General features: G+C 72.4%; 23 protein-coding genes. 13 read left to right on the top strand and 10 right to left on the bottom strand.

Features of this window, described 5'->3' with window-relative positions:
- Nucleotides 1–35 precede the first annotated feature (35 nt).
- A complete protein-coding gene (locus tag C2L58_RS19480) occupies nt 36–1,106 on the bottom strand; it encodes a winged helix DNA-binding domain-containing protein (RefSeq protein WP_103339010.1) in 1,071 nt (356 codons plus the stop codon).
- Nucleotides 1,103–2,239 (bottom strand): epoxide hydrolase family protein, encoded by a 1,137-nt coding sequence (locus tag C2L58_RS19475; protein ID WP_103339009.1) that lies wholly within the window; start codon nt 2,237–2,239, stop codon nt 1,103–1,105. Before C2L58_RS19475 ends, C2L58_RS19480 begins: the two co-directional genes overlap by 4 nt.
- Nucleotides 2,240–2,292: 53 nt before the next feature.
- Between C2L58_RS19475 and C2L58_RS19470 the strand changes: the two genes are divergently transcribed.
- The gene (locus C2L58_RS19470; protein WP_103339008.1) at nt 2,293–3,261 is read left to right on the top strand and encodes a helix-turn-helix transcriptional regulator; all 969 of its coding nucleotides are present in this window, start codon (nt 2,293–2,295) and stop codon (nt 3,259–3,261) included.
- Here the strand turns inward: C2L58_RS19470 and C2L58_RS19465 are convergent.
- Nucleotides 3,230–3,709, bottom strand: coding sequence for an SRPBCC family protein (locus C2L58_RS19465; protein WP_103339007.1), 480 nt, complete (start codon nt 3,707–3,709; stop codon nt 3,230–3,232). The genes C2L58_RS19470 and C2L58_RS19465 overlap by 32 nt on opposite strands.
- A 1-nt stretch (nt 3,710) precedes the next feature.
- Nucleotides 3,711–4,046, bottom strand: a complete 336-nt coding sequence (locus tag C2L58_RS19460) for an ArsR/SmtB family transcription factor (RefSeq protein WP_103339421.1) — start codon at nt 4,044–4,046, stop codon at nt 3,711–3,713.
- A gap of 89 nt (nt 4,047–4,135) precedes the next feature.
- On the opposite strand from C2L58_RS19460, the gene C2L58_RS19455 reads away from it, so the two are divergent.
- From C2L58_RS19455 to C2L58_RS19430, 6 genes are all read left to right on the top strand, one after another.
- The gene (locus tag C2L58_RS19455) at nt 4,136–5,359 is read left to right on the top strand and encodes an ROK family protein (protein WP_103339006.1); all 1,224 of its coding nucleotides are present in this window, start codon (nt 4,136–4,138) and stop codon (nt 5,357–5,359) included.
- A gap of 101 nt (nt 5,360–5,460) precedes the next feature.
- The gene (locus tag C2L58_RS19450) at nt 5,461–6,480 is read left to right on the top strand and encodes an ABC transporter substrate-binding protein (RefSeq protein WP_103339005.1); all 1,020 of its coding nucleotides are present in this window, start codon (nt 5,461–5,463) and stop codon (nt 6,478–6,480) included.
- Nucleotides 6,477–7,250, top strand: a complete 774-nt coding sequence (locus C2L58_RS19445) for an ABC transporter ATP-binding protein (protein WP_103339004.1) — start codon at nt 6,477–6,479, stop codon at nt 7,248–7,250. The genes C2L58_RS19450 and C2L58_RS19445 overlap by 4 nt, the downstream gene beginning before the upstream one ends.
- On the top strand, nt 7,247–8,089 hold the full coding sequence (locus tag C2L58_RS19440; RefSeq protein ID WP_103339003.1) for an ABC transporter permease: 843 nt from the start codon (nt 7,247–7,249) through the stop codon (nt 8,087–8,089). Before C2L58_RS19445 ends, C2L58_RS19440 begins: the two co-directional genes overlap by 4 nt.
- Complete coding sequence (locus C2L58_RS19435; RefSeq protein WP_103339002.1) at nt 8,086–9,399, top strand: LLM class flavin-dependent oxidoreductase; 1,314 nt, start codon at nt 8,086–8,088, stop codon at nt 9,397–9,399. The genes C2L58_RS19440 and C2L58_RS19435 overlap by 4 nt, the downstream gene beginning before the upstream one ends.
- Entirely contained in the window at nt 9,396–10,292 is an 897-nt protein-coding gene (locus C2L58_RS19430) for a TauD/TfdA dioxygenase family protein (RefSeq protein ID WP_103339001.1), read from the top strand. The genes C2L58_RS19435 and C2L58_RS19430 overlap by 4 nt, the downstream gene beginning before the upstream one ends.
- Before the next feature lie 48 nt (nt 10,293–10,340).
- On the opposite strand, the gene C2L58_RS19425 is transcribed toward C2L58_RS19430, so the two are convergent.
- The gene (locus C2L58_RS19425) at nt 10,341–11,528 is read right to left on the bottom strand and encodes an amidohydrolase (protein WP_103339000.1); all 1,188 of its coding nucleotides are present in this window, start codon (nt 11,526–11,528) and stop codon (nt 10,341–10,343) included.
- Between the two features lie 89 nt (nt 11,529–11,617).
- Here C2L58_RS19425 and C2L58_RS19420 point away from each other — a divergent pair, with 89 nt between their 5' ends.
- The gene (locus tag C2L58_RS19420) at nt 11,618–13,078 is read left to right on the top strand and encodes an aminotransferase class I/II-fold pyridoxal phosphate-dependent enzyme (protein ID WP_103338999.1); all 1,461 of its coding nucleotides are present in this window, start codon (nt 11,618–11,620) and stop codon (nt 13,076–13,078) included.
- A gap of 49 nt (nt 13,079–13,127) precedes the next feature.
- Here the strand turns inward: C2L58_RS19420 and C2L58_RS19415 are convergent, their stop codons facing one another.
- Nucleotides 13,128–13,607, bottom strand: a complete 480-nt coding sequence (locus tag C2L58_RS19415; protein WP_103338998.1) for a hemerythrin domain-containing protein — start codon at nt 13,605–13,607, stop codon at nt 13,128–13,130.
- A gap of 97 nt (nt 13,608–13,704) precedes the next feature.
- Here C2L58_RS19415 and C2L58_RS19410 point away from each other — a divergent pair, with 97 nt between their 5' ends.
- The gene (locus C2L58_RS19410) at nt 13,705–14,799 is read left to right on the top strand and encodes a carboxylate-amine ligase (protein WP_103338997.1); all 1,095 of its coding nucleotides are present in this window, start codon (nt 13,705–13,707) and stop codon (nt 14,797–14,799) included.
- A gap of 67 nt (nt 14,800–14,866) precedes the next feature.
- On the opposite strand, the gene C2L58_RS19405 is transcribed toward C2L58_RS19410, so the two are convergent.
- Nucleotides 14,867–15,262 carry an STAS domain-containing protein gene (locus C2L58_RS19405; RefSeq protein WP_103338996.1) on the bottom strand — a complete coding sequence of 132 codons (396 nt, stop codon included), beginning with the start codon at nt 15,260–15,262 and terminating at the stop codon, nt 14,867–14,869.
- A 107-nt stretch (nt 15,263–15,369) separates the two neighbouring features.
- Here C2L58_RS19405 and C2L58_RS19400 point away from each other — a divergent pair, with 107 nt between their 5' ends.
- Together C2L58_RS19400 and C2L58_RS19395 are read left to right on the top strand one after the other, a co-directional pair.
- Nucleotides 15,370–16,503 (top strand): carboxylate-amine ligase, encoded by a 1,134-nt coding sequence (locus C2L58_RS19400; protein ID WP_103338995.1) that lies wholly within the window; start codon nt 15,370–15,372, stop codon nt 16,501–16,503.
- Between the two features lie 8 nt (nt 16,504–16,511).
- Nucleotides 16,512–17,507, top strand: a complete 996-nt coding sequence (locus C2L58_RS19395) for an iron-containing redox enzyme family protein (protein WP_103338994.1) — start codon at nt 16,512–16,514, stop codon at nt 17,505–17,507.
- Nucleotides 17,508–17,562: 55 nt separating this feature from the next.
- Here the strand turns inward: C2L58_RS19395 and C2L58_RS19390 are convergent, their stop codons facing one another.
- Nucleotides 17,563–17,775 carry a CDGSH iron-sulfur domain-containing protein gene (locus C2L58_RS19390; RefSeq protein WP_103338993.1) on the bottom strand — a complete coding sequence of 71 codons (213 nt, stop codon included), beginning with the start codon at nt 17,773–17,775 and terminating at the stop codon, nt 17,563–17,565.
- Nucleotides 17,762–18,481: a methyltransferase gene (locus C2L58_RS19385; RefSeq protein WP_103338992.1), complete on the bottom strand. Its 720-nt coding sequence runs from the start codon at nt 18,479–18,481 to the stop codon at nt 17,762–17,764. Before C2L58_RS19385 ends, C2L58_RS19390 begins: the two co-directional genes overlap by 14 nt.
- 156 nt (nt 18,482–18,637) lie before the next feature.
- Between C2L58_RS19385 and C2L58_RS49845 the strand changes: the two genes are divergently transcribed.
- Complete coding sequence (locus C2L58_RS49845) at nt 18,638–18,802, top strand: hypothetical protein (RefSeq protein WP_199191335.1); 165 nt, start codon at nt 18,638–18,640, stop codon at nt 18,800–18,802.
- 65 nt (nt 18,803–18,867) lie between these two features.
- Here C2L58_RS49845 and C2L58_RS19380 read toward each other — a convergent pair whose 3' ends face one another.
- Nucleotides 18,868–20,142 (bottom strand): ATP-grasp domain-containing protein, encoded by a 1,275-nt coding sequence (locus C2L58_RS19380; RefSeq protein ID WP_103338991.1) that lies wholly within the window; start codon nt 20,140–20,142, stop codon nt 18,868–18,870.
- An 83-nt stretch (nt 20,143–20,225) separates the two neighbouring features.
- Between C2L58_RS19380 and C2L58_RS19375 the strand changes: the two genes are divergently transcribed.
- Nucleotides 20,226–21,743 (top strand): FAD-dependent oxidoreductase, encoded by a 1,518-nt coding sequence (locus tag C2L58_RS19375; protein ID WP_103338990.1) that lies wholly within the window; start codon nt 20,226–20,228, stop codon nt 21,741–21,743.
- The last annotated feature ends 3 nt before the right edge of the window (nt 21,744–21,746 follow it).

The following is a 21,746-nucleotide window of genomic DNA, read 5'->3' as shown; positions in this document are numbered from 1 at the left end:
CCCCCCGGTCGTGAGTGGTAAAGCGGGTTAGAACCCTACTTGCCACTCACGACAGCCACGGCAGACCGGTCTCCCGCGTTGAGGAACTGCAGCAGCCGCTCGCCTTCCGCCGTGATCTCCGCCCGCTCCTCCGCCGTGAGCCGGTCGTGTGCGGTGACCTCCAGTCGGTCGGAGTGCAGTCGCCAGTCCGCGCGGGAGAAGCCGTCCACCAGCAGCGTTCCCCGCGAAGCGCCGTTGCCGGGCGGCAGCGGGACCCGCCGCCCGGGTGGGAGCACCCGGGCCCGGTCGGCGTGCGCCAGCAGGACGTTGTCGTACTCCGGCAGGAACCGCGCCGGCGCCGGGGTGTCCGGGTCCGGGAGCAGGCCGTCTTCGACGTCGTACAGCAGCTCGCCGGACTCCGCGCGCACCGTCCGCAGGCCCATCGGCTCCACGACTTCCCGCAGCTTCGTCAGCCCCGACCACGCCTGGACGTCGGCGACCGACGCCGGCCCGAACGCGCGCAAGTAGCGCCGCACGACGTCCTCGATCGGCGGCTTTTCGGCCAACGGACGGCCGAGCCAGCCGTCCAGGGTGGTGAGCGTGGCCGGGCCGGTCGCGCCCCAGACGCCGCGGGGCGGGAGCTGGGCCGTCGGGACGAAGTAGCCGACCGCGTACGAGAGCGCTTCGGCGTCGTGGTCCGGCCAGCGTTCGGCGAGGAGGTCCCGCAGCTGCCGCCGGGTGCGCGGCCGTTCCTCGAGCCACGCCCGCCCGGCGGCCGCCGCCGCGCCGAGGTCGGCGTCGCCGATCCGGCGGCCGAAGTGCCCGGTGTAGCCGCTCGCCACGACGCGCTGGACCAGCGGCCGCAGGATCCGCGCGTCCTCGGCGAGGACGAGGTGGACCGTCCCCCGCATCAGCGACGCGCGCACGGCCTCCCGCCCGGTGATCAGTGCGGCCAGTTCGTCCGGCCGGAAGCCCGGGATCCGCGTCCACAACCCGACGTACGGTGCGAGCGGGGCCTGCGCCTGCATCCCGACGAGGTGCCCGAGCACCGCGGCGACCGGCTGGGCCGTCCGCTCGAGGAGGTGCTGTCGCGCGAGCAGCGCCCGGTTGAGCGCACGGACGTTCACGGCCGCAGCCCGCGGAAGAACGCGCGGATGTCGGCCACGAGCAGCCCGGGCTCCTCCATCGCCGCGAAGTGGCCGCCGGAAGCGAAGTCGGACCAGTGCGCGATCTTTTCGTCGGGGTCCATGATCCGCCGGACCACCGGCGAGCTGTTGAACACCGCCCAGCCGGCCGGGACGTCCGACGGCGCCAGCCAGCCGTGTCCCGAGTGGGCCGCTTCGTACAGGAACCGGGCCGCGCTCGCGCCGCTGCGGGTGAACCAATAGAGACTGACGTTGGTCAACAGCCGGTCGCGGTCGATTCCGTTCCCGCCGGTCCACCCTTCGAACTTCTCCGCGATCCAGGCCAGCTGCCCGACCGGGGAATCGGTGAGCGCGGCCGCGATCGTCTCCGGCTTGTGCGACTGGAGGTCGAGGTAGCCCCGGCCCGCCTTCCACGCTTCGCGGGCGGCGTCCAATTCGGACTGTTCGGTCTCGGACAGGTGCTCCGGCTGCGGCAGCTGCTCACCGGCCAGCGCGATCGTGCCGCGATCGCTGTTGACGTGGGTGCCGATGACGCGGTCCGGGTACAGCGCGGCGAGCCGCCCGGTGACGCCCGCGCCGATGTCGCCGCCCTGCGCGGCGAACCGGTCGTAGCCGAGGCGGGTCATCAGCTCGGCGAACGCGTCCGTCGTGCGGGCCAGCTCCCAGCCGGGGCCGCTCAGCGGCGTCGAGAACCCGAACCCGGGCAGCGACGGGACGACGACGTGGAAGGCGTCCGGGCCCGGCTCGGTCAGCGGGCCGATGACGTCGAGGAATTCGGCGACCGAGCTCGGATAGCCGTGGGTGAGCAGCAGTGGCACCGCGTCGGGCTGCGCTGAGCGGACGTGCAGGAAGTGGATGACCTGGCCGTCGATCTCGGTAGTGAACTGCGGAAACGCGTTGAACGCCGCTTCCTGGGCACGCCAGTCGAAGCCGTCGCGCCAGTACCCGGCCAGCTCCCGGACGACGTCGGTGGGGATGCCACGGGACCAGTCCGGCTCGTCGCCGGGCACGGGCTCGGCGAACCGGGCCGAGGCCAGCCGCCGGTGCAGGCCGGCCAGCTCGGCCTGCGGGATGTCGATGCGGAAGGGGCGGATTTCGTTCGTCATGGGAAGCACGCTAGGAGCCATTGCGGAAGATTTCCTTCCGCGTTTCGTGCGATGCTCGAAGAATGTTGCAGACCTCCGCCCGCCTCCTGCGGCTGCTGTCGCTGCTCGAAACGCGACGCGACTGGACCGGCGCCGACCTGGCCGGCCGGCTCGGCGTCACCGCGCGCACCGTCCGCACCGACATCGGCAAGCTGCGCGAGCTCGGCTACCCGGTCGAGGCCGCCCCCGGCGTCCAAGGCGGCTACCGCCTCGGCGCGGGCGCGCAGCTCCCGCCGCTGCTGCTGGACGACGACGAAGCGGTGGCCGTCGCGGTCGGGTTGCGGACCGCGACGGGCGTCGCCGGCATCGGCGAGACGTCGGTGCGCGCGCTCGCCAAACTGGAGCAGGTGCTGCCGTCGCGGCTGCGGCACCGGGTGCGGGCACTGCAGGCCGCGACGGTCGCGGTGCCCGGCGCCGGCCCGGCCGTCGACGCGGACGTGCTCACCGCGATCGCGACGGCGATCCGGGCGAGCGAGCGGCTGCGCTTCGACTACACGAGCCACCAGCGGACGCCGAGCCGCCGCGACGTCGAACCGCACCGGCTGGTCACCTGGGGACGCCGCTGGTACCTGGTCGCCTGGGACACCGCCCGCGACGACTGGCGCACCTTCCGCGTCGACCGGATGACGCCGAGGGTGCCGAACGGCCCGCGCTTCGCCCCACGGGAGCCGCCGGAGGGTGACGTCGCGCAGTTCGTCCAGCGCAGCGTGGGCACGGCGACCTGGCGCTTCCACGCCCGGGTGCGGCTGCACGCGCCGGTGGACCACGTCCGGGCGCGGCTGCCGATCGCGGTCGACCTGATCGCCGAGGGCCCGGACCGTTGCGTGGCCGAACTCGGGTCCGACCACGCGCAGATGCTCGGGCTCTACCTGGGCATGCTCGACGTGGACTTCGAAGTGCTCGACGCGCCGGAGCTCGCCGAGGCGCTGGCGAAGACCGGCGAGCGGTTCCTGCGGGCCGCTACCGCAGGGAGTCCGCCAGCTCCTGGATGATCACCATCTGCTCCCGCGCGCCGACCTCCATGCCGGACTGCAGGATCATGTCCCGCAGTTCCTTGCTCCCGGTCTCGGTCAGCAGTTCCAGGCGCGTGCGGTCGCCGTCGAGGGCGGTGAAGGTGACCGTGTTGAGCGGACCGTCCACGGAATCGAGGTCCACCCCCGGCATCTCGAACACCTCCGTGTAGACGAGCCGCTCGTCCGGCACGATCTCGCGGTATTCGCCGTGGAAGCCGACCTCGGCGCCGTCGTTCGTCTTCAGCACGTACCGCCAGCGGCCGCCGGGCCGCAGGTCCAGTTCGACCTCGGTGGTGGTCCCGCGGTGGCCGCTCCACCAACGGCGCACCAGCTCCGGGGTGGTCCACACGCGGTAGACCAGGTGTTTCGGCGCGTCGAATTCGCGCGTGATGAGAATCCGGTCGTCGGCGGGGGTGGTGATCTCCACGTCACTGCTCCTGTTCCTTGAGTTCCTCGAGGACGTCGTCCATCAGGTCGAACCGCTCCGCCCACGTCCGTTCGTAGCGCTTGACCCAATCGTGGATGGGCTTGAGCGCGGCGCCGTTGAGCCGGTAGAGCCGCTGGCGGCCGTCGCCGCGCACGTCCACCGCACCGACCTCGCGCAGCACCCGCAGGTGCTTCGAGACCTGGGGCTGGGCCAGGCCGAGCAGGTCGACGAGGTCGCCGACCGACCGCTCGCCGTCCCTCAGGACGTCGAGGATCTGCCGCCGCCGGGGTTCGGCGACCGCGTTGAAGGTGTCCGCCGTCGTCGCTGCTCGTGCCACGCAGCACATCATATTCCCATATGGGTATGCGTCAAGCCCGCATCCTGGGCATACTGGGCGCGCGCCGGTTCGTCTGCCACGATCGGGCGATGACCAGCCGGGCGAGGAGTCCACAGAGGACGGATGCGCGCGGCGCCCGGCGCAGCGCCAGCGCGAGCGCCGTGCTGCGGGCGGTGCTCGACGGAGGGCCGATCGCGCGCAGCACCATCGCGCGGCGGACGGGGCTGTCCGCGGCCGCGGTCACCGGGCACACCGCCGAGCTGGCCCGGCTCGGGCTGCTGCACGAACTCGTCGAGTCCGGGCCCGAACCGCGCGGGCGCGTCGGACGGCCGCACGTGCCGGTCGACCTCGACACCGGGCGGCACGTCGCCGGCGCGCTGCACCTGGCCGTGCACCACGCCACCGTCGCCCTGCTCGACCTGCGCGGGAACGTGCTGGTCCAGCACGAAGAACCGCACGACGGCCTGGCCGCCGAGGACCTGCTCGCGCGCGCGGCCGAGATCTTCGACGACCTGCTGCTCGGGCACGCCCCGGACCGCGAGCCGCTCGGGCTCGGCGTCGCCACCGGCGGCTGGGTCGACCGCGCGTCCGGCACCGTCGTCGAGCACCCGCTGCTCGGCTGGCGGAACGTCCCGGTCCGCGACCTCCTGACCGGCAGCACCGGGCTGGCGGTGGAGGTCGACGGGCACGCGCGGGCGCTGGTGCACGCCGAACGGCTCTTCGGGCACCCGCGCGCCCGGGACAGCGTCGTGCAGCTGTTCACCGGCAACGTCGTCGACGCCGCGTTCGCCACCGGCGCCGGCGTGCACCACGGACCGCGATCGGCCGCGGGCGCCGTCGCGCACCTGCCGGTCGACGGCAGCACCGAGCCGTGCCGCTGCGGGCGCACCGGCTGCCTCGAAGCCGCCGTCTCGGAAGGAACGCTCGCTCGCGCGGCCGTGGAATGCGGTTTGCTCGAGCGCCCGGACTTTCCGGAATTGCTCGCGCTCGCCGAATCCGGCCATTCCGCGGCGGCGCGGTTGTTCCACGAACGCGCGCGGCTCGTCGGCCAGGCGGCGGCGCTCCTGCTCGAAGTGCTCAACCCGGCCGTGCTCGTGGTGGTCGACCGCAGTGTAACCCGGGTACCCGGCTGCCTTCCCATCATCCGGGACGAGGTCCGCGACCGGTCGCGCTGCCCCGATCCGGCGGAAACCGTTGTGGGCACCAGCTTTCCGGGGACCGAGCTGGCGACGGCCGGCGGCGCGGTGCTCCTGGACGTGCTTTACGACGACCCGCTCGGTCCGCTGCTGACCGGGTTGCCGCGCGCCTCGTGAACCGGCGGAGTTATTTCACGAACTCGCAAAATTGACCGTCCGCTCGTCGGCTGCGAACAATTGCTGCATCCCCGCCGACTCCCGGAACGGACGAAACCACCGTGAAGAAAACCCTGCCCCTGTTCGCCGCCGCCGTGGTGCTGCTGGCCGGCTGCGCTTCGGCGACGGCCACCGGTGCACCCGGCCAACCCGAGAAGCTGGAACTGCGCTACCAGGGCAGCGCGAACTCCGTGACCCTCCCCGAACTCGCCGAGGACCTGGGCTACTTCGGCCCGGTCAAGCTGAAGTGGGTCGGCAACACGATCAGCGGCCCCCAGGACATCCAGTCGGCGGCCACCGACCAGACCGACTTCGGCGGCGCCTTCACCGGCGCGGTCGTCAAGCTCGTCGAAGCGGGCGCGCCGGTCAAGGCGGTCGTCAACTACTACGGCTCCGACGACCGGACCTTCATCGGCTTCTACACCCGAGAGGACAGTCCGATCCGGACCGCCCGCGACCTGATCGGCAAGAAGGTCGGCGTCAACACCGCCGGGGCGAACCTCGAGGCCGCGCTCGACACGTGGCTGAAGGGCCAAGGCCTCGCCGACGACGAGATCAAGCAGGTGCAGCTGGTCGTCATCCCGCCGGTGAACGCCGAACAGGCCCTGCGCAACGGCCAGCTCGACGTCGCCGCGCTGCAGGGAATCCTGCAGGACCACGCCGTCGCCGCCGGTGGCGTGCGCCCGCTGTTCACCGACGTCGGCGCGTTCGGGCCCTACAACGGCGGGCCGTACGTGCTGCGCACCGACTTCATCAAGAAGTACCCGGAGACCGCGAAGGTCTTCGTCTCCGCCGTGGCCAAGGCGATCGAGTGGGAACGCACCACCCCGCGCGACGAGGTGATCGCGCGCTTCACGAAGATCATCAAAGCCCGCGGCCGCAACGAAAGCACCGACACGCTGAAGTACTGGAAGAGCGTCGGCATCACCCGCGCCGGCCTGATCTCCGATGCGGACTACACCCGGTGGGAGCCCTGGCTGAAGCAGGAGGGCTACCTCAAGCACGACCGGATCGACACCTCGAAGCTCTACACCAACGAGTTCAACCCCTACCGCGACGGCGCTCCGGCGGTGGCCAAGTGATCGGCATCCGCTCGGTGACCAAGACCTTCGGTGAGCTGACCGCCCTGGACGACGTCTCCCTCGACATCGCCGACGGCACGTTCCTGTCCCTGGTCGGCCCCAGCGGCTCGGGCAAGTCGACGCTGCTCGACCTGCTGGGCGGGCTCACCACCCCGACGTCGGGCGAGGTGCTCATCGACGGCGAGCCGGTGCGCGGCCCGGGCCTCGACCGCGGGGTCGTCTTCCAGCAGTACGCGCTGTTCCCCTGGCGCACGGCCCGCGCCAACGTCGAATTCGGCCTCGAAGGCGGCTCGCTCGGGAAGCGGCAGCGGGCGGAGCGGGCGCGCGAATACCTCGCCCTGGTCGGGCTGTCCGGCTTCGAGGACCGCTACCCGCACGAGCTGTCCGGCGGCATGAAGCAGCGCGTCGCGATCGCCCGCAGCCTCGCCTACGACCCCGCCGTGCTGCTGATGGACGAACCGTTCGCCGCGCTCGACGCGCAGACCCGCGAGCAGCTGCAGGAGGAGCTGCTGCGGATCTGGCGCCGCACCGGCAAGACGATCGTCTTCATCACCCACGGCATCGACGAGGCCGTCTACCTGGGACAACAGGTCGCGGTGCTGACGTCGCGGCCCGGGCGGCTCAAGGCCGTCGTCGACGTCGACCTCGGCGACCGCACCGGGGACGTCCGCTCCGGCGCGGCGTTCGGGCGGCAGCGCCACCGGCTCTGGGAACTGCTGCACGACGAGGTCCGCAAGGCGGCCGAACACGAACGGAGCGCGGCCCGATGACCACCACCCTCGAGGCACCGGCCGTCCACGTCGGACTCACGACCTCGGCGAGGAAGCCACGGCGGTGGCGGAAGAGACTCACCCGGGCGGTGCACGCGTCCGCCGCGGTCGTGCTGTTCGTCGCGCTCTGGGAGCTGGTCCCCCGGTTCGTCCTCGACGAGAGCACCCGGACGTTCCTGCCGCCGCTGTCGGAGGACCTGCAGGCGCTGTGGGACCTCGCGCTCGACGGCGAACTCGCCGACCACCTGCTGGCCAGCATCGGCCGGTCCGCCGCCGGGTTCGCCGTCGCCGTCGCGGTGGCCGTGCCGCTCGGGCTGCTGATCGGCTGGTACCGGCCGGTGGCGCGGTTCCTGCAGCCGCTGCTGGAGCTCGCCCGCAACACCGCCGCCCTGGCGCTGCTGCCGGTGTTCACGCTGCTGCTGGGCATCGGGGAGCTGTCGAAGGTCACCCTCGTCGTGTACGCCTGCGTGTGGCCGGTGCTGCTCAACACGATCGCCGGGGTCAACACGGTCGACCCGCTGCTGGTCAAGGCGGCCCGTTCGCTGGGGCTGTCCAGCCCGCGGCTGTTCCGGAAGGTGATCCTGCCCTCGGCGGTGCCCACGGTGTTCACCGGCGTCCGGATGGCGGCGTCGTACTCGATCCTCGTGCTGGTGGCCGCGGAGATGGTCGGTGCCAAGGCCGGGCTCGGCTACCTCATCAACACGAGCCAGGTGAACTTCCAGATCCAGCAGATGTACGCCGGGATCATCGCGGTCTCGCTGCTCGGCGTGCTCGTCAACGCCGGTTTCGTCGCCCTCGAACGGCGGTTTTCCACCTGGCGCCCCAAGGAGAAGTCATGATGCACCTCAACGCGTTCGTGATGCCGAACGGCCACCACGAAGCCGCCTGGCGGCACCCCTCGACCGACCCGCACCGGGCGCGGACGCTGCAGCACTACGTGGACATCGCGCGGACCGCCGAGCGCGGCAAGCTCGACTCGCTCTTCCTCGCCGACGGCGTCGCCCTGTGGGTCAACGTGAAGCACAACTCGCACAGCCACTTCGAACCGCTGACGCTGCTTTCGGCGCTCGCCGCGTCCACGGTCCACATCGGACTGATCGCCACGGCGTCGACGACCTACAACGAGCCCTACCACCTGGCCCGGAAGTTCGCTTCGCTCGACCACCTCTCCGGCGGCCGCGCGGGCTGGAACATCGTCACGTCGGCGGGCATCGACGAGGCCCGGAACTTCAACCTGGCCAAGCGCCCGTCGCACGACGCGCGGTACGACCGGGCCGAGGAGTTCGTCGACGTCGTCAAGAAGCTGTGGGACAGCTGGGACGACGACGCGGCGGTCGTCGACCGGCCGAGCGGGGTCTACGCCGACACGGACCGGATCCGCGCGATCGAGCACGACGGGCCCCACTTCCAGGTCCGCGGGCCGCTCAACATCGAACGCCCGCCCCAGGGTCACCCGCTGCTCGTGCAGGCCGGGTCGTCGGAGACCGGCAAGGAGTACGCGGCCCGGCACGCCGAAGCCGTGTTCACCGCGCAGCAGACTTACGCCGAAGGCAAGGCGTTCTACGACGACGTCAAAGGGCGCCTCGCGAAGTACGGCCGCACGCCGGACGAAATCAAGATCCTGCCCGGGATTTCGCCGATCCTCGGCCGCACCGAGGCCGAGGCCCGCGCGCGGGAAGCCGAGCTGAACGCGCTGATCATCCCGGACTACGGGCTGCGGCAGCTGTCGAAGATGCTCGACCACGACGTCACCGGCTACCCGCTGGACGGCCCGCTGCCCGACGTCGGCAGCTTCACCGAGGGCGGCCAGAGCCGGTTCGACCTGGTCGTCGGGCTGGCCCGGCGCGAGGACCTGACCATCCGGCAGCTGCTGGAAAGGCTGGCCGGCGGGCGCGGGCACCGCGTCTTCGCCGGCACCCCGGCGCAGGTCGCCGACGAGCTGGAGGCGTGGTTCCTCGGCGGCGCCGCCGACGGTTTCAACGTCATGCCGCCCACCCTGCCCGGCGGGCTCGACGACTTCGTCGACCTCGTCGTCCCGGAACTGCAGCGGCGCGGGCTCTTCCGCACCGAGTACTCCGGCACCACCCTGCGCGAGCACTACGGCCTCGCGCGTCCCGCCAACCGCAACCGAGTGAAGGAGCCCGCATGACCACCATCGGCACCGACGTCCGCAAGCTGACCGGGAGGATCGGCGCCGAGATCGTCGGCTTCGACCCGGCCGGCGACCTCGACGACACGCAGGTCGCGTTCCTGACCGACGCCCTCCACGAGCACAAGGCGCTGGTGTTCCGGAACGCCCGGCTCGACGACGAGACCCAGCAGCGGTTCGCCGCGCGCTTCGGCGAGCTCACGAAGGCCCACCCGACGGTGCCCGCCGTCGAGGGCGCGCCGACGATCCTGCCCGTCGACAGCGAGCGGGGCCGCGCCAACCACTGGCACACCGACGTCACCTTCGTGCTCAACCCGCCGAAGGCGAGCACGCTGCGCAGCCTGGTGGTGCCGCCCTACGGCGGGGAGACGCTGATCGCGAACGCCGCCGCGGCCTACCGGGACCTGCCGGAGCCGCTGCGGGCCTTCGCCGACACGCTGCGGGCGGTGCACACCAACGACTACGACTACGTCCAGCCGCCGGAGACGGTGGACGAGCAGGAGCGCGCGCGGCGGGAGCAGTTCGTCTCGCGGAAGTACCGGACCGTCCACCCGGTGGTGCGGGTGCACCCGGTGACCGGCGAGCGCGGCCTGTTCATCGGCGGGTTCGCCCAGCGCATCGAAGGCCTGTCGGTGGCCGAGTCGCGGGACCTGCTGCGGCTGCTGCAGTCCTACGTCACGCGGCCGGAGAACGTCGTACGCGTGGCGTGGGAGCCGGACCAGCTGGTCCTGTTCGACAACCGGATCACCCAGCACTACGCGATCGACAACTACGACGGCCTGCCCCGGCGGCTGAACCGGGTCACGGTGGCCGGCGACGTGCCGGTGGGCCTCGACGGGCGGCCGAGCGAGTCGCTCGAAGGCGACGCGTCGCACTACACGCCGGTGGCGTGAAACCCCGGGCGCGCCGGTGCCGGGGACCGCACCGGCGCGCCCGACCGGTCAGTGCCCGTTGCGCGCCAGGTCCCGGAAGCTGTCCCACGCGCGGCTGACCAGCGCCGGGTGCGTCCGCAGGTCGATCACCGTGCGCGCCAGGGCCGCGGCCGACGCCAGCATCGCCACCCGGCCGCGCGGGCTCGCCGCCGCTTCCGCGAACTCCGGCGTGTGGTCCGACTTCTCCTCCGCCGTGATCGCGACGAACGGGTGGATCGCCGGGACGCGGACGCTGACGTTCCCGATGTCCGACGAGCCGAGGAAGACGCCGGGCGCCGGCGGGGTCGCGTGGATCCCGCGCGCCGCCAGGTGCTCGGTGAACCGCTCCGACAGCACCGGGTTGTCGCGGAAGTGCGCGTACCCGCGGCCGAGGCGTTCGACGTCGACCTTCGCCCCGGTCGCCAGCGCCGCGCCTTCCGCGCACGTCGTCACGTCCCCGACGAGGCGGTCCAGCGCGTCGGTGGTGAGGGCGCGGAGGCCGAACCGGCCTTCGGCGCGCTCGGGGACGATGTTCGTCGCCTCGCCACCGTGGGTGATGATCCCCTGGACGTGTGATCCGGCGGGCAGCCGCTGGCGCAGGGCCGAGACCGCGCCGAACGCCTGGATCAGCGCGGCGAGGGCGTCGATGCCGTGCTCCGGGTCGCCGGTCGGGTGCGCCGCCCGGCCGTGGAAGGTCACCTTCAGCTCCACCTGCGCGGTCAGCGGCGCCCACGACCACGAATGGACGCCGGGGTGGACCATCAGGGCCGCGTCGACGTCGTCGAAGACGCCCGCCTCGGCCATCGCGACCTTGCCGCCGCCGCGCTCCTCGGCCGGGGTGCCCACGGCGAGCAGCGAACCCGGAGCGTCCCCCAGGACGTCCTTGGCGGCCAGCGCGGCGCCCAGGCCGGCCGCGGCGATCAGGTTGTGCCCACAGGCGTGCCCGAGGCCGGGCAGGGCGTCGTACTCGAGCAGCAGCGCGACACACGGCCGTCCGTGACCGGCGCGCGCGACGAAGGACGTGGGGAGGCCGGCGACCCCGGTTTCCACCGCGAAGCCGTCCGCGGCCAGTTCGCCGGTGAGCCGTTCGGCGGCAGCGTGCTCCTCATAGGACAGTTCCGGCCGCTCGTGCAGCGCGGTGGCGACGGCCCACAACCGCTCGTCCAGGTGCTCGATACCCTCGTCGGCCCGCTCGTGCAGATCCTCGTGCCACTCCATGCCCTCCGGAATACCCCAATCACGCACGGGCACGCCACCTGGGTGTTACGCGCGTGTTTCGCGCGAGCCGCATCCGGCTACCCGGCGGAATGGACCACAGCAAAGCACCGGTGCTCGAGGCGCTGCGCGACTACCACAGCGCCGGCTACGTCCCGTTCAACGCGCCCGGTCACAAGCAGGGCCGCGGTATCGACCCGCGGGTGCTGGAGATCGTCGGGGCCGACGTGTTCAAATCCGACGTCATCGCGCTCAACGGCCTCGACGACCGGCTGATGCGCCAGGGCGTGCTCGCCCACGCCCAGGAGCTGATGGCCGACGCGGTCGGCGCCGAGCACACGTTCTTCTCGACCTGCGGCAGCTCGCTTTCGGTGAAGAGCGCGATGCTCGCCGTCGCCGGGCCGCACGAAAAGCTGCTGGTGCCCCGGCACGTCCACAAGTCGGTGATCTCCGGGCTGATCGTCAGCGGCGTCCGGCCGGTCTGGGTGCGGCCCCACTGGGACGCCGAGCGGCACCTGAGCCACCCGCCGGGCGTCCGGGAGTTCGCGGAGGCCTACGAGAGCGATCCGGAGGTCAAGGGCGCGCTCGTGGTGACCCCGACCGACTACGGCACGGGCGGCGATCTCCGCGCGATCGCCGCCTGGTGCCACGAACGCGGGCTGCCGCTGATCGTCGACGAAGCGTGGGGCGCCCACCTGCCGTTCCACGACGGCCTGCCGCCGTGGGGCATGGACGCCGGTGCCGACGTGTGCGTCACGAGCGTGCACAAGATGGGTGCCGCGGTCGAGCAGAGCTCGGTCTTCCACCTGCAGGGCGACCGCGTCGACCCGGAGGTGCTGAAGTCGCGGGAGGACCTGCTCGGCACGACGAGCGCGAGCTCCCTGGTCTACGCGGCCCTCGACGGCTGGCGGCGGCAGATGGCCGAACAGGGCCGGGACCTGCTCGACGGCGCCCTGACGCTCGTCGAGTCGGTGCGCGGCCGGCTGACCGAGCTGGGCGTTTCGGTGATGCACGACGAATTCCTCGGCCCGGACCTCGCCGACTCGGTCGACCCGCTCAAGGTCGTGCTCGACCTCGAGCCGCTGGGCATCAGCGGGTACCAGGCCGCCGACTGGCTGCGCGAGCACCGGCGGGTCACCGTGGGACTGTCCGACCACCGCCGGATCGTCGCCCAGTTCACCCACTCCGACGACGAAGCGACCGCGGGCACGCTGATCAACGCCGTCGACGCGCTGGTGAAGGTCGCGTCGTCGTTCGAGAAGCCGCCGAAGGTGGAGCTGCCTTCGCCGCGGGAGATGGAGCTGGAGACGGCGATGCTGCCGCGCGACGCCTTCTTCGGCCCCGCCGAACAGGTGCCCGCGGCGGAGGCGGCCGGCCGGATCGCGGCCGAGATGATCACGCCGTACCCGCCGGGGGCGCCCGGTGTGCTGCCCGGCGAGGTGATCACCCAGCCGATGCTCGACTACCTGCGCAGCGGCCTCGCGGCCGGCATGGAGCTGCCCGACCCGGCCGACTCCGCGCTGAAGTCGATCCGGGTCGTCGCGAAGCGGTGACGAAAACGCCCGGCGGGTGCACGACCCGCCGGGCGTTTCGCGAGGACCGTCAGGCCTTGGCGCTCTTGAGCTCCAACGGGTTCTTCGGCGCGGCCGGGCGGGCGTCGATCATCCGCTGCCCCAGCTCCTGCAGCTGCTTGCGGCCCATCGCCGAGCGGACCTCGGGGAACCACTCGTCCTCTTCCTCTTCGACGTGGTGGCGGACGTTCTCGGTGAGGACCGTGACCTTCGCGTCGAAGGTCTCCTCCTTCGGGTCCATGCCGTGCAGTTCGGACAGCATCCACACCACGACGTGGTGCTCCTCGACGCTCTCCAGGATGTGGTCTTTCGTCTGTGGCACGGCTTCCCGCGCCGCCGGGTAGAAGATCTCCTCCTCGATGTATGCGTGGACGGTCAGCTCTTCGATGATGGAGTCGGCGATCCGGCGCTTCTCGTCGTACGCGTCCTCCCCTGCCTTCTCGAATTGCTTGAAGAGCTTCTCCACGGTCTTGTGGTCGTTTTTGAGCAGCACGATGGCGTCGGTCGACATGACCGGGCGAATACCCGCTCCCGGCGCCGGAAAACGCCGTTTGCCGAAACCGCCGCACGGGTATCCAACCGGTCCCCGAACCCCCAGGAGAACAGCGGTGAACCAACCGACAGGCGATGTGCTGACGTTCGGCATCGAAGAGGAGTTCTTCGTCGTCGACCGCCGAGGGCACCTGTCCCACGCCGGCGACGACGTCGTCGACGCGGCGGAAGCCGCCGGCGACGACCAGGGCGAGCTGCAGCACGAACTCACCCGCTCCCAGGCCGAGGCGGCCACCGATGTCTGCCGCACCCACACCGAAGCCCTGCGCCAGCTGCGCGGGCTGCGCGAAGACCTCGCCGGGGCCGCCCGGCGGCGCGGGTACCGCGTGCTGCCCGCCGCGTCCCCGCTGCTGTTCGAAGCCAACCCGCCCGTCATCACCCCGAACCCGCGCTACGAGCGGATGGCCGAGCACTTCGGCGCCACCGCGCGGACTTCGCTCACCTGCGGCTGCCACGTGCACGTCGCGATCCCGGACAAGGAGAGCGGCGTCCAGGTCCTGAACCGGATCCGGCCGTGGCTGCCCATCCTGCTCGCGCTGACCGCGAACTCGGCGATCTCCGACGGCTACGACACGGGTTACTGCAGCTGGCGCTACCAGCAGTGGAGCCGCTGGCCGTCGGCGGGACCGCCGCCGCGGTTCGCGTCCTTGGACGAGTACGAAAGCATCGTCGACGGCTGGCTGCGCGCGGGCTCGATCCTCGACCGCGGAATGATCTACTGGGACGTGCGGCTCTCGGACAAGCAGCCGACGCTGGAGTTCCGCATCGCCGACGTCGCCGCGGTGCCGGAAGACGCGGTGCTGCTGGGCGTGCTGGCGCGCGCCCTGGTCGCCACCGCGCTGGCCGAGGACGCGCCCGCGCCGCACCTGTCGAACGAGGTGCTGCGCGCGCAGCTCTGGCGCGCGTCGCGCGAAGGGGTCACCGGTTGCTGCCCGCACCCGAAGAGCGGGGACTTGGAGCCGGCGAAGGTGGTGCTCGACGACCTGGTGCAGCTCGTGACCCCGGCCCTCGAAGCGGCCGGCGACCTCGACTTCGTCTGGGAGGGCACGGCCCGCCTGGCCGCCGAGGGCGGCGGCGCCGACCGGCAACGGCGCCGGTTCGCCGAACGGAACCGCGCGGAAGACGTGGTCGACCTGCTCACGGGCAGCTGACTGACCGGGGAGCTTTCCTGGGCCTGTCCTCGAAATGGGTGACGGTCGTCTGCTTCGAGGACAGGGCCTAACGCGCGGTGCCCTGAAGCCGGTCGAGCAGTTCGAGTGCCCGGACCGCGGCCCGCGACCGGCCGGGGTCGACCACCAGGTGGACCCCCACAGCTTCGGCGTGGCGGTGGGCGCGCAGCAGGACGCGGATGCCCGCGGCACCGAGGAACCAGACCTGGCCCAGGTCGATCCGCAGGACACCCGGACGCGCCCGGAGGTGCTCGTCCAGCACCGCCGCCAGCCGGGCCACCGAGCAGAGGTCCACGTCGCCCAGCACCTCCACCACGACGGCGTCGGGGGTCTTCCACCGGATCCGGCTGCCCAGGTCGCTTTCGGACGGGGCGCGGGGTGCGGGCAGGCGGTGCACCGGCGCGGTGGCCACCTCGGTCACCCGCAGCCGCTCGTGGGTCGTCATGGGTGCGAAGTACCCCCGGGGCGCTCATCACGAAACCAGCCCGGCGCCCGGACGCATTTACGCCACCGGAACGGGTAACCCCAGCCGGTCCCGGAAGGAGCCCGCCCATGTCCGACGGCCCGCCCACGATGGGTGTCGAAGAGGAGTTCCTCCTCGTGAACCCCCGCACGGGGCACGCGTCGCCGTGCGCCGAAGCGGTGCTGGCCCGGTACCGCCACCACGGGCCGCTGCCCGACGGCGTCCGGGTGCACCGGGAACTGCGGCTCACCCAGCTCGAAGCCGCCACCGGTGTCTGCTCAGGCGCCGACGAGCTCCGCCACCAGCTCACCGCCGCGCGCCGCGTGCTGGCCGGTGCCGCGGCGGCTGAAGACTGCGCGCTCCTGGCCGTCGGCACGCCGGTCGGGCCCGGACCGGCCACGGAGCCGCCGGCGAGCACCGGCCGGTACGCCGAGATCGACGCCACCTACGGCGCGGTCGTCGCCGACTACGAGGCCTGCGGGTGCCACGTCCACGTCGGGGTGCCCGATCCCGACACCGCCGTCGCCGTCGTCAACCACGTCGGCCGGTGGCTCCCCACGCTGCTCGCCCTGTCCGGCAATTCGCCGTTCGACCACGGCCGGGACACCGGCTACGACAGCTGGCGGATGGTGCTGCAGTCCCGCTTCCCCGGCGCCGGCGTCGCCCCGCACCTGAGCGGGCACGCCGAGTACCGCCGGGCCGTCGAGACGCTGGTCGGCTGCGGCGCGCTCGTCGACCCGGACCAGACGTTCTGGCTGGCCCGCCCGTCCGGCCGGTTCCCCACGGTCGAGTTCCGGGTCGCCGACACCGCGCTGACCGTCGACCACGCGGTGCTGCAGGCCCTGCTGAGCCGGGCGCTGGTGCAGCGGGCCCTCACCGACCTCGCCGACGGCCGGGAAGCCACGCCGCTGTCGCCGCAGGTGGCCGCGGCCGCGGTGTGGGCCGCGGCGCGCCACGGCCTCTCCGGAGACCTCGTGGACGCCGCTGCGGAAACCCGCCGTCCGGCGTGGACACTCGTCGACGAACTCCTCGCCCACGTCCGGGTGCCCCTGGAAGAGAGCGGTGACCTGGCCGAGGTCCGGAAGCTCGTCGACGCGGTCCGCGACGGCGGTACCGGCGCCGCGCAGCAGCGCGCCGTCGCCGATCGGGAAACGGCGGCTGCGGTGCGGTGGCTCACCGCGGCGACCGTGCCCGCGGCGCATGGAACGCTGCTGACCGGGTAGCCGGGATCATGACGACTTCCACCACTGCCGGAGCGGCCACCCTGCCGGCCGCCCGGGGCCCGCTCTCGGAGTCGGTCCTGTCCACGTTGCTGCGCGAGCGCCCGCGGGCGGACCTGGACTTCGACGGCCTCGCCGACGCCGACCCGCTCGGCGACGACCTCCAGCTGGCGCTGCACCTGTGCTACGAACTGCACTACCAGGGCCTGCCCGGCGTGTCCCCCGACTGGGAATGGGACCCGGAGCTGCTGCGCCTGCGCGGGGCGCTCGAGGCACGGTTCCTCGACGCGCTCCGCGACCACGTGGCCGGCGGCGACGACGTCACGGCCGCCCTGGACGCCCTGCTGGTCGAGCCGATCGACGTCGAAGGCGTTTCGCACTACCTGCGCGACCACGGCGACTGGACGCAGCTGCGCGAGTACTTCACGCACCGCTCCGTCTACCACCACAAGGAAGCCGACCCGCACGCGTGGGTGATCCCCCGGCTGCGCGGCCGCGCCAAGGCCGCGCTGGTGGCGGTCGAGTTCGACGAGTTCGGCGGTGGCCGCGCGGAGCTGATGCACGCGCGCCTCTACACCGACCTGCTGCGCGCGGCCGGCCTGCCCGACGGCTACCTCGAGCTCATCGACCAGGTCCCCGGCACGATGCTGGCGGTGGTCAACATGATGTCGCTGTTCGGCCTGCACCGGTCGCTGCGGGGTGCGCTGTGCGGGCACTTCGCGGCGGCGGAGATCACGACGGCGCCGTCCGCACAGCGGATGGACCAGGCCTTGCGGCGCCTGGACGCGCCGGAGGCGTGCCGGTTCTTCTACACCGAGCACATCGAAGCGGACGCGGTCCACGAGCAGGTCATGCGCCACGACGTGCTCGGCGACCTGCTGGAGCAGGAGCCCGAGCTGGCCGCCGACGTCGTGTTCGGCATCCAGGCGACCGAGTTCCTCGAAGGCCGCTTCGGCGAGCAGGTGCTGAGCCGCTGGAAGGCCGGGAAGTCCTCACTGCGCACGTGACGCGGAAATGGCCTCCCGGATCGCACCGGGAGGCCATTTCGTCAGTGGTCAGTCGTCAGTCATCCGTCTGCGTGCGGACGCGTTTGCGGTGACTGGTGTCGCAGAACGGGAACCGCTTGCTGCGGCGGCACGCGCACACCGCGACCACGAACCGGTCGGACCGCACGAGCTCGCCCTCGGGCGTGCACAGCTCGACCGGCCCCTCCACCAGGACCGGGCCGCCCGGGACGACGGTCACCCGGCGGGGACCCCGCTCAGCGGTCGGCACGCAGCACCACCAGCTCCTCCACCCGCTGGCCCGGCTCGATCAGCCCGGCCGCCTCGAGGAACTCCGTCCGCCCGGACAGGACCGGCCCGAACGGGATCCGGGCCCGCCGCACCACCGACGCGCGAAGCCCCTGCGCGGCCAGCATTTCCCGCGACTTGTCCACATCGGACAGTGTCGAGTGGACGAGCAGCATGGTCCCGCCCGGGCGCAGCAGCGTGCCCGCGGCGGCGCACAGCGGGTCCAGCAGCGCGCGGCCGTCCCGGCCGGCGTCCCAGCCCCGGGTGGACCGCACCGTCGGCGCCGGGGACGGCACGTAGGGCGGGTTGGCCACGACGACGTCGAACGGGCCCTCGCGCAGTGCTCTGGCGAGGCCTCCCCGGCACGGGCGCACGGCGAGCTGCCGGATCAGCGCGTTGAGCCGCGCCGAGGCCAGCGCCCGGCGCGAAAGGTCCACGGCCAGCACGGTTCCCGCGCCGCGGCGGGCCAGCGTGATCGCCTGCGCGCCGGTGCCGGTGCACAGGTCGAGGGCCCGCGCGCCGGCCGGGATCGCCAGTTCGGCGATCGCCGACGCGAGCAGGGCGGTGTCTTCCTGCGGGCGGTAGACGCCGGGCAGCCGCAGCATCCGCGGGGCGGCCGGCACCGGCTGGTGGACGACGGACCGGGCGGCCAGGGGGCCCGGGCGGACGGGTTCCGCCGACGTGGTCATCTGGGTCTCCTTCACTCGCCGCGGTCCCGGCGCGCTCGCCGGCGGACAACCGCGTCGCTCCCGGGCTTACCCAGCGATCATCGGGGCAAACGCCGGCGGTTGAGCCGGGCGTGGGCGGGTATCCGGTACGGAAGGGACTTTGGAAGGAGGCACGAAATGACATCCGAAGAGCGCACCCAGCACCCGACCGAGCCCGCCGAAGGTGCTCGCGGCAACGACCCGCACGGCGACACCCCGGAGGCCCAGCGCGAGACGCTGCGCGGCGAGCAGGGGACGTCGAGCGGCGACGAGCACGACGACAGCGACCCGCAGTCGGGCTGACCGCACAAAAGAGCGGGGGTCGCGTTCGGACTGTCCGAACGCGACCCCCGCTTTTCGCGTCGGCGTCAGGCTTCGGCGAACTCGAACGGCAGCGCGTCCACGCACGCCCGGTACTTCTGCACCATCTCGTGTTCGGTGTGCGCCGCGACGAACAGCTGCGCCAGCTCGAAGCTGTAGCTGTCCTGCTCGGGCAGGTCCGACAGCCGCTGCCCCGCCGCCGGCACGATCGTGATCTGCGTGCCGTCGATGCGGTCCTGCACCGCGGCGATCTCCTCGGGCGTCGGCACCCGCGTCACCACGCCGTCCTCGAACCGGCGCAGGTACCACTTGCCGGCGATCTGGTAGGTGCCCTTGGTGGGGCGGCGGCCGGGATCCTGGCCGAGGCCGAGGCGCACCATGATCTCGTGGTTGGCGACGCCGTCGACGAACTCGAACAGCTCCGCGTGCGACTGCGAATGCCGGGGGTTGATCTCCAGCAGGGCCACCTGGCCGGACTCGGGGTCGCAGAAGAACTCGATGCTGAAGGTTCCGTTGTCGAAGCCGATCTGCCGCATCACCCGCTCGGCCACGTCCCGCATCCGCTGGACGGTCTCCTCCCCCAGCTGCGACGGGTACTGGTGGCGCAGGAAGGACGAGCTGTCCGGGTAGTTGATCGAGTCGAGCGCGCCGTAGACGGTGACCTCGCCGCGGTAAACGTACCCTTCGACGGCCGCCTGGACGCCGTGCAGCGCTTCTTCGGCCAGGCAGGCGGCGCCCCCGACCCGGGCGATCTCCGGCGGGAGCTCGACCTGCCCGAGCACGGAGTCGAACGGCTCCCCCACGCGGCCGACACCGGACCGGATCTCGGCCACCGCGTCGGCGAATTCGGCGTCGTTCCCGGCCTTGAAGGCGAGTTCGGAGGAGAAGGACTTCACCGGCTTGAGCCACATCGGGTAGCCGACGCCTTCCGGCGGAGCGGGTTTCTCGTCGTCGAGGTCGACGACGCCGAAGTTCGGCAGCTCGTCGATCACCGTTCTCTGCTCGAGCCGGCTCCAGTACTTGTGCTCGCACTTCAGCACCGCTTCCAGCGACACACTGGGCAGGCCGTAGCGGCCGCACAGGATGGGGACGAGCGTTGCGGCGGGGAAATCCCAATAGCTGACGATCGCGCCGACCTCGCCGTCGAAGGCGTCCAGTTCGTGCTGCGCCGTCTTCAACAGCGCTTCGAAGTCGATTTCGCCGTGCTGCAGCTCTTCGGGGGTCAGCAGGCCGTGGAACCGGTAGCTCGTGGCCCACGGCAGGCGTTCGAGGACGCGCTGGTTCTCCTCGTCCAGGCCGATCACGAAGATGTCGGTACTCATGCGAACGGGCTACCCGAGGTCTCGAGCGGGCCAAACGGGCCGGATGGCCGGTTTGGCCGGGCCGTCAGCGGGCATTCGCAGGCATGGCTGTGCCGTCTCAACCCGTCCTGCCCGATCCGCTTTCGCTGTGGGTAGAAACCGCCCCTTCCCCGGACCGCTCCGGCGTGCCGGTGCCGGAATCCGCCGACGTCGCCGTGCTCGGCGCGGGCATAGCCGGGCTCACCACCGCCCTGCTGCTCGCGCGCGCCGGGCGGTCGGTCGTCGTGCTGGAGGCCGAGCGGGTCGCGGCCGGGGTGTCCGGCCACACCACCGCGAAGGTCAGTGCCCAGCACGGGGCCAAGTACGCGGACCTGACGTCCCGCCACGGCGCCGGCGCGGCGAAGGCCTACGCCGGCACCCAGGCGGCGGCGCTCGAATGGATCGCGGCCACGGCGGCCGAACTGGGCATCGACTGCGGGTTCACCCGCGCCGACAGCTACGTCTACACGACGCGGGAAAGCACCGTGGACTCCCTCAAGCGGGAAGCGGACGCGGCCGCCGCGGCGGGCCTGCCGGCGTCGTTCACCGAAGAAGTCACGCTCGACGTGCCCGCGCTCGGGGCCGTGCGGACCACCGGGCAGGCGCACTTCCACCCGCGCCGGTGGCTGCTCGGCCTGGCCGCCGAGATCGAGCGGGCGGGCGGCACCATCGTCGAGCACGCCCGGGCGACCGCGGTCAACGGGCAGACCGTGCGCACCTCGCGGGGCGACGTCGTGGCGGGCGAAGTGGTCGTCGCGACCCACTACCCGGTGCTCGACCGCGGCCTGTACTTCGCCCGGCTCGACCCGGTGCGCGACCTCGTCGTCGCGGGCCCGGCGGCGGGCGGCACCGCGCCGGCGGGCATGTTCCTCGACGCCGACACGCACCACTCCGTGCGCGGGTACACCGAACAGGGCACGCAAATGGTGATCGCCGGCGGCGAGCACTACCGGGTGGGCGCGCACGTCAACGTCGAACGCCGGTACCGGCGGCTCGCGGAGTGGGCCGACGCGCACGCCGAGCTGCACCGGGTGACCCACCGCTGGTCCGCCCACGACATGTCCACGCCCGACCTGCTGCCCTACGTCGGCCGCTACCTGCCCGGGACGAAGAACCTGTGGGTGGCCACCGGGTTCGGCCAGTGGGGCATGACCGGCGGGACGGCCGCGGGCCACGTGCTGGCGGCGCGGATTCTCGGCGAGCCGCACCCGGCCGCGGCCCTGTTCGACCCCAACCGCTTCGACGCCCGTTCCGTGCTCGAGGTGGCCCAGGACAACCTCACCGTCGCGAAGTACCTCGTCGGCGACCACGTCGCCGCGCTGTGGCGGTCCGAGAAGCTCGACGACCTCCGGCCCGGGGAGGCGGAGGTCGTCCGCGTGGGCGGCGAGCTCGTCGCGGCCCACCGCGACGCCGCGGGCCGGCTGCACACGGTCGGCGCGCACTGCACCCACCTGGGGTGCCTGGTTTCGTTCAACGACGCGGAGAAGACCTGGGACTGCCCCTGCCACGGCTCGCGGTTCGGCGTCGACGGCGAAGTGGTGCAGGGCCCGGCGGTCCGCCCGCTGCGCCGCGGCCCGGACTGAGCC

Source organism: Amycolatopsis sp. CA-126428 (assembly GCF_002904335.1).
Taxonomy (GTDB): Bacteria; Actinomycetota; Actinomycetes; order Mycobacteriales; family Pseudonocardiaceae; genus Amycolatopsis.
The sequence above is the reverse complement of the archived record's forward strand: the minus strand, read 5'-3'. Positions and strand labels throughout refer to the sequence as shown.

What these genes read in the sequence shown, in the direction of transcription:
- C2L58_RS19430 (WP_103339001.1), top strand. Translation starts at nt 9,396, where the DNA reads ATGACCACCATCGGCACCGACGTCCGCAAGCTGACCGGGAGGATCGGC.
- C2L58_RS19415 (WP_103338998.1), bottom strand. Translation starts at nt 13,607, where the DNA reads ATGTCGACCGACGCCATCGTGCTGCTCAAAAACGACCACAAGACCGTG.
- C2L58_RS19425 (WP_103339000.1), bottom strand. Translation starts at nt 11,528, where the DNA reads ATGGAGTGGCACGAGGATCTGCACGAGCGGGCCGACGAGGGTATCGAG.
- C2L58_RS19405 (WP_103338996.1), bottom strand. Translation starts at nt 15,262, where the DNA reads ATGACGACCCACGAGCGGCTGCGGGTGACCGAGGTGGCCACCGCGCCG.
- C2L58_RS19395 (WP_103338994.1), top strand. Translation starts at nt 16,512, where the DNA reads ATGACGACTTCCACCACTGCCGGAGCGGCCACCCTGCCGGCCGCCCGG.
- C2L58_RS19455 (WP_103339006.1), top strand. Translation starts at nt 4,136, where the DNA reads ATGACCAGCCGGGCGAGGAGTCCACAGAGGACGGATGCGCGCGGCGCC.
- C2L58_RS19470 (WP_103339008.1), top strand. Translation starts at nt 2,293, where the DNA reads ATGTTGCAGACCTCCGCCCGCCTCCTGCGGCTGCTGTCGCTGCTCGAA.
- C2L58_RS19385 (WP_103338992.1), bottom strand. Translation starts at nt 18,481, where the DNA reads ATGACCACGTCGGCGGAACCCGTCCGCCCGGGCCCCCTGGCCGCCCGG.
- C2L58_RS19440 (WP_103339003.1), top strand. Translation starts at nt 7,247, where the DNA reads ATGACCACCACCCTCGAGGCACCGGCCGTCCACGTCGGACTCACGACC.
- C2L58_RS19375 (WP_103338990.1), top strand. Translation starts at nt 20,226, where the DNA reads ATGGCTGTGCCGTCTCAACCCGTCCTGCCCGATCCGCTTTCGCTGTGG.
- C2L58_RS19380 (WP_103338991.1), bottom strand. Translation starts at nt 20,142, where the DNA reads ATGAGTACCGACATCTTCGTGATCGGCCTGGACGAGGAGAACCAGCGC.
- C2L58_RS49845 (WP_199191335.1), top strand. Translation starts at nt 18,638, where the DNA reads ATGACATCCGAAGAGCGCACCCAGCACCCGACCGAGCCCGCCGAAGGT.
- C2L58_RS19400 (WP_103338995.1), top strand. Translation starts at nt 15,370, where the DNA reads ATGTCCGACGGCCCGCCCACGATGGGTGTCGAAGAGGAGTTCCTCCTC.
- C2L58_RS19435 (WP_103339002.1), top strand. Translation starts at nt 8,086, where the DNA reads ATGATGCACCTCAACGCGTTCGTGATGCCGAACGGCCACCACGAAGCC.
- C2L58_RS19420 (WP_103338999.1), top strand. Translation starts at nt 11,618, where the DNA reads ATGGACCACAGCAAAGCACCGGTGCTCGAGGCGCTGCGCGACTACCAC.